The organism is Micromonospora sp. DT15 (genome assembly GCF_049841475.1).
Taxonomy (GTDB): Bacteria; Actinomycetota; Actinomycetes; order Mycobacteriales; family Micromonosporaceae; genus Micromonospora.
The window spans coordinates 1-5388 of record NZ_JBNCKJ010000025.1 but is presented as its reverse complement, the minus strand read 5'-3'; the positions used below and the strand labels follow the sequence as shown (position 1 = coordinate 5388).

The window sequence follows — 5388 nt, the reverse complement described above, 5'->3', positions numbered from 1 at the left end:
GTGGGGCTTCTGGTCGGTGTGTGGTTGTTCTTTGAGAACTCAACAGGGTGCTTGTAAAGCCAGTGCCAATTATGATTTATACCCCGGACTGGTCAGTTTTTGCTGGCTGGTTGGGATTCCTTTGGCAACATTTGTTTGTTGCCGGGATAGCTGTTCAACTAATTTTTTGTTGGAGAGTTTGATCCTGGCTCAGGACGAACGCTGGCGGCGTGCTTAACACATGCAAGTCGAGCGGAAAGGCCCTTCGGGGTACTCGAGCGGCGAACGGGTGAGTAACACGTGAGCAACCTGCCCCAAGCTTTGGGATAACCCTCGGAAACGGGGGCTAATACCGAATATTACTGCTGGCCGCATGGCTGGTGGTGGAAAGTTTTTCGGCTTGGGATGGGCTCGCGGCCTATCAGCTTGTTGGTGGGGTGATGGCCTACCAAGGCGACGACGGGTAGCCGGCCTGAGAGGGCGACCGGCCACACTGGGACTGAGACACGGCCCAGACTCCTACGGGAGGCAGCAGTGGGGAATATTGCACAATGGGCGGAAGCCTGATGCAGCGACGCCGCGTGAGGGATGACGGCCTTCGGGTTGTAAACCTCTTTCAGCAGGGACGAAGCGAGAGTGACGGTACCTGCAGAAGAAGCACCGGCCAACTACGTGCCAGCAGCCGCGGTAAGACGTAGGGTGCGAGCGTTGTCCGGATTTATTGGGCGTAAAGAGCTCGTAGGCGGCTTGTCGCGTCGACCGTGAAAACTTGGGGCTCAACCCCAAGCCTGCGGTCGATACGGGCAGGCTAGAGTTCGGTAGGGGAGACTGGAATTCCTGGTGTAGCGGTGAAATGCGCAGATATCAGGAGGAACACCGGTGGCGAAGGCGGGTCTCTGGGCCGATACTGACGCTGAGGAGCGAAAGCGTGGGGAGCGAACAGGATTAGATACCCTGGTAGTCCACGCTGTAAACGTTGGGCGCTAGGTGTGGGGGGCCTCTCCGGTTCCCTGTGCCGCAGCTAACGCATTAAGCGCCCCGCCTGGGGAGTACGGCCGCAAGGCTAAAACTCAAAGGAATTGACGGGGGCCCGCACAAGCGGCGGAGCATGCGGATTAATTCGATGCAACGCGAAGAACCTTACCTGGGTTTGACATGGCCGCAAAACTCGCAGAGATGTGAGGTCCTTCGGGGGCGGTCACAGGTGGTGCATGGCTGTCGTCAGCTCGTGTCGTGAGATGTTGGGTTAAGTCCCGCAACGAGCGCAACCCTCGTTCGATGTTGCCAGCGCGTTATGGCGGGGACTCATCGAAGACTGCCGGGGTCAACTCGGAGGAAGGTGGGGATGACGTCAAGTCATCATGCCCCTTATGTCCAGGGCTTCACGCATGCTACAATGGCCGGTACAATGGGCTGCGATACCGTGAGGTGGAGCGAATCCCAAAAAGCCGGTCTCAGTTCGGATCGGGGTCTGCAACTCGACCCCGTGAAGTCGGAGTCGCTAGTAATCGCAGATCAGCAACGCTGCGGTGAATACGTTCCCGGGCCTTGTACACACCGCCCGTCACGTCACGAAAGTCGGCAACACCCGAAGCCGGTGGCCCAACCCTTGTGGAGGGAGCCGTCGAAGGTGGGGCTGGCGATTGGGACGAAGTCGTAACAAGGTAGCCGTACCGGAAGGTGCGGCTGGATCACCTCCTTTCTAAGGAGCACCTTCCGACGAAAGTCGGTAAGGAGCCCGCATCACCCGAATGTGGTGGTGGGGTGCTCGAATGGCGGAGACACTGGCAAGTTTTGCCCTGGCAACGGCCGGCGGCGCTTAGTACAGCCATCTTTCGGGGTGGTGGGAACGGATGCTGTTGGTGCGGCTGGGGGGAAATGTGAGCACCCTGTTGGGTCCTGAAGGAACAACCGTTGTGTTGTTGTTTCAGAGACGCGCCGGCCCTCCTTGGTGGGGGCTGGGAGTCTGCCAGGCATGGCCTGGCCCCACATACCGCCAACCGTCTGGTTGGGTTTGGTGTGGGGCGGATCGGGTTGTGGGTTGGTCGTTTGTTGAGAATTGCACAGTGGACGCGAGCATCTTTGTGGTCAAGTTGTCAAGGGCGAACGGTGAATGCCTTGGCACCAGGAGCCGATGAAGGACGTGGGAGGCCGCGATAGGCCTGGGGGAGCTGTCAACCAAGCTGTGATCCCAGGGTGTCCGAATGGGGAAACCTGGCACCAGTCATGTGGTGTCACCCACACCTGAACACATAGGGTGTGTGGAGGGAACGCGGGGAAGTGAAACATCTCAGTACCCGTAGGAAGAGAAAACAATTTAGTGATTCCGTGAGTAGTGGCGAGCGAAAGCGGATCGAGGCTAAACCGGCTGCGTGTGATACCTGTCAGGGGTTGCGTGGTCGGGGTTGTGGGACCCCGCTGAGTGTACTGACATGCACTCGAGAAGTTACAAAGTCAGTGGCTAGTCGAACAGTCTGGAATGGCTGACCGTAGACGGTGAGAGTCCGGTAGGTGAAAGTTGCTGACCTTCTGTGGGTGTTCCCGAGTAGCGGCGGACCCCTGAAATCTGCCGTGAATCTGCCAGGACCACCTGGTAAGCCTAAATACTTCCTGGTGACCGATAGCGGACAAGTACCGTGAGGGAATGGTGAAAAGTACCCCGGGAGGGGAGTGAAATAGTACCTGAAACCGTTCGCCTACAATCCGTCGGAGCCTTGCGGGGTGACGGCGTGCCTTTTGAAGAATGAGCCTGCGAGTTAGTGGCATGTGGCGAGGTTAACCCGTGTGGGGGAGCCGTAGCGAAAGCGAGTCTGAATAGGGCGATTCAGTCGCGTGTCCTAGACCCGAAGCGGAGTGATCTAGCCATGGGCAGGCTGAAGCGCGGGTAAGACCGCGTGGAGGGCCGAACCCACCAATGTTGAAAAATTGGGGGATGACCTGTGGTTAGGGGTGAAAGGCCAATCAAACTCCGTGATAGCTGGTTCTCCCCGAAATGCATTTAGGTGCAGCGTCGCGTGTTTCTTGCCGGAGGTAGAGCACTGGATGGTCTAGGGGGCCCACAAGCTTACCGAAATCAGCCAAACTCCGAATGCCGGTAAGTGAGAGCGCGGCAGTGAGACTGCGGGGGATAAGCTTCGTAGTCGAGAGGGAAACAGCCCAGATCACCAGCTAAGGCCCCTAAGCGTGTGCTAAGTGGAAAAGGATGTGGGGTCGCATAGACAACCAGGAGGTTGGCTTAGAAGCAGCCACCCTTTAAAGAGTGCGTAATAGCTCACTGGTCAAGTGGTTCCGCGCCGACAATGTAGCGGGGCTCAAGCACACCGCCGAAGCTGTGGCATTCACATTTTATCCTCGCTTGGACGTGATTCCTTGTGCAGGTGTGTGGATGGGTAGGGGAGCGTCGTGCCGCGAGTGAAGCAGCGGGGTGACCCAGTTGTGGACGCGGCACGAGTGAGAATGCAGGCATGAGTAGCGAAAGAAGGGTGAGAAACCCTTCCGCCGGATGACCAAGGGTTCCAGGGCCAGGCTAATCCGCCCTGGGTGAGTCGGGACCTAAGGCGAGGCCGAGAGGCGTAGTCGATGGACAACGGGTTGATATTCCCGTACCCGCGAAAGAGCGTCCCTGATGAACCTCGTTGTGCTAACCACCCGAACTTGATGACGTCTTCGGACTGAGTTGAGGGAGCGTGGGAACCTGATGGGTAGTAGTCAAGCGATGGGGTGACGCAGGAAGGTAGCTGAGCCCGGCCGGTGGTTGTGCCGGGGTAAGCGTGTAGGCCGTGTTGTAGGCAAATCCGCAACACATGAAGGCTGAGACGTGATGCCGAGCCGATTCAGGTGAAGTCAGTGATCCTATGCTGCCGAGAAAAGCCTCTAGCGAGTTCTTAGCGGCCCGTACCCCAAACCGACACAGGTGGTCAGGTAGAGAATACCGAGGCGATCGGGCGAACTGTGGTTAAGGAACTCGGCAAATTGCCCCCGTAACTTAGGGAGAAGGGGGGCCGGAGACGTGAAGCCCCGCGCGGGTGGAGCGTTGTATGGCCGCAGAGAGCAGGGGGAAGCGACTGTTTACTAAAAACACAGGTCCATGCGAAGAAGTAATTCGATGTATATGGACTGACGCCTGCCCGGTGCTGGAACGTTAAGGGGACCTGTTAGCTCTTCGGGGCGAAGCGGAGAACTTAAGCGCCAGTAAACGGCGGTGGTAACTATAACCATCCTAAGGTAGCGAAATTCCTTGTCGGGTAAGTTCCGACCTGCACGAATGGCGTAACGACTTCCCCACTGTCTCAACCACAGGCCCGGCGAAATTGCAGTACGAGTAAAGATGCTCGTTACGCGCGGCAGGACGGAAAGACCCCGGGACCTTTACTATAGCTTGACATTGGTACTCGAATTAGCTTGTGTAGGATAGGTGGGAGCCGGTGAAGTCCATACGCCAGTATGGGTGGAGGCAATCTTGAAATACCACTCTGGTTGATTTGGGTATCTAACTTCGGACCGTTATCCGGTTCAGGGACAGTGTCTGGTGGGTAGTTTAACTGGGGCGGTTGCCTCCTAAAAGGTAACGGAGGCGCCCAAAGGTTCCCTCAGCCTGGTTGGCAATCAGGTGTTGAGTGCAAGTACACAAGGGAGCTTGACTGTGAGACTGACAGGTCGAGCAGGGACGAAAGTCGGGACTAGTGATCCGGCACTTGCGAGTGGAAGCGGTGTCGCTCAACGGATAAAAGGTACCCCGGGGATAACAGGCTGATCTTCCCCAAGAGTCCATATCGACGGGATGGTTTGGCACCTCGATGTCGGCTCGTCGCATCCTGGGGCTGTAGCAGGTCCCAAGGGTTGGGCTGTTCGCCCATTAAAGCGGTACGCGAGCTGGGTTTAGAACGTCGTGAGACAGTTCGGTCCCTATCCGCCGTGCGCGTAGGATACTTGAGAAGGGCTGTCCCTAGTACGAGAGGACCGGGACGGACGAACCTCTGGTGTGCCAGTTGTCCTGCCAAGGGCACGGCTGGTTAGCTACGTTCGGAAGGGATAACCGCTGAAAGCATCTAAGCGGGAAGCCTGCTTCAAGATGAGGTATCCCACCCCACTTTGTGGGGGTAAGGCCCCCAGCTAGACGACTGGGTTGATAGGCCGGAAATGTAAGCCCGGTAACGGGTTCAGTTGACCGGTACTAATAGGCCGAGGACTTGACTACTAAGCTGCTACGCGTCCACTGTGCAACTCTGAACAAGCGAACACCCGTGATTGTGTGCCGGGGTTGTTTGATATGTTCATAGAGTTACGGCGGTCATGGCGGAGGGGAAACGCCCGGTTACATTCCGAACCCGGAAGCTAAGCCCTCCAGCGCCGATGGTACTGCACTCGTGAGGGTGTGGGAGAGTAGGACGCCGCCGGACAATCTTCCAG

Annotated in this window: 3 rRNA genes; all 3 read left to right on the top strand. The window is 57.4% G+C overall.

Features of this window, described 5'->3' with window-relative positions:
• Positions 1-166 precede the first annotated feature (166 nt).
• The 3 genes from ACLQ3F_RS31575 to rrf all read left to right on the top strand — a co-directional run bounded on the left by ACLQ3F_RS31575 (position 167) and on the right by rrf (position 5378).
• A 16S ribosomal RNA gene (locus ACLQ3F_RS31575) occupies positions 167-1681 on the top strand.
• A 384-nt stretch (positions 1682-2065) separates the two neighbouring features.
• A 23S ribosomal RNA gene (locus ACLQ3F_RS31570) occupies positions 2066-5176 on the top strand.
• Between the two features lie 85 nt (positions 5177-5261).
• Positions 5262-5378, top strand: a 5S ribosomal RNA gene (gene rrf, locus ACLQ3F_RS31565).
• Together the 16S, 23S and 5S rRNA genes form the textbook arrangement of a ribosomal RNA operon.
• The last annotated feature ends 10 nt before the right edge of the window (positions 5379-5388 follow it).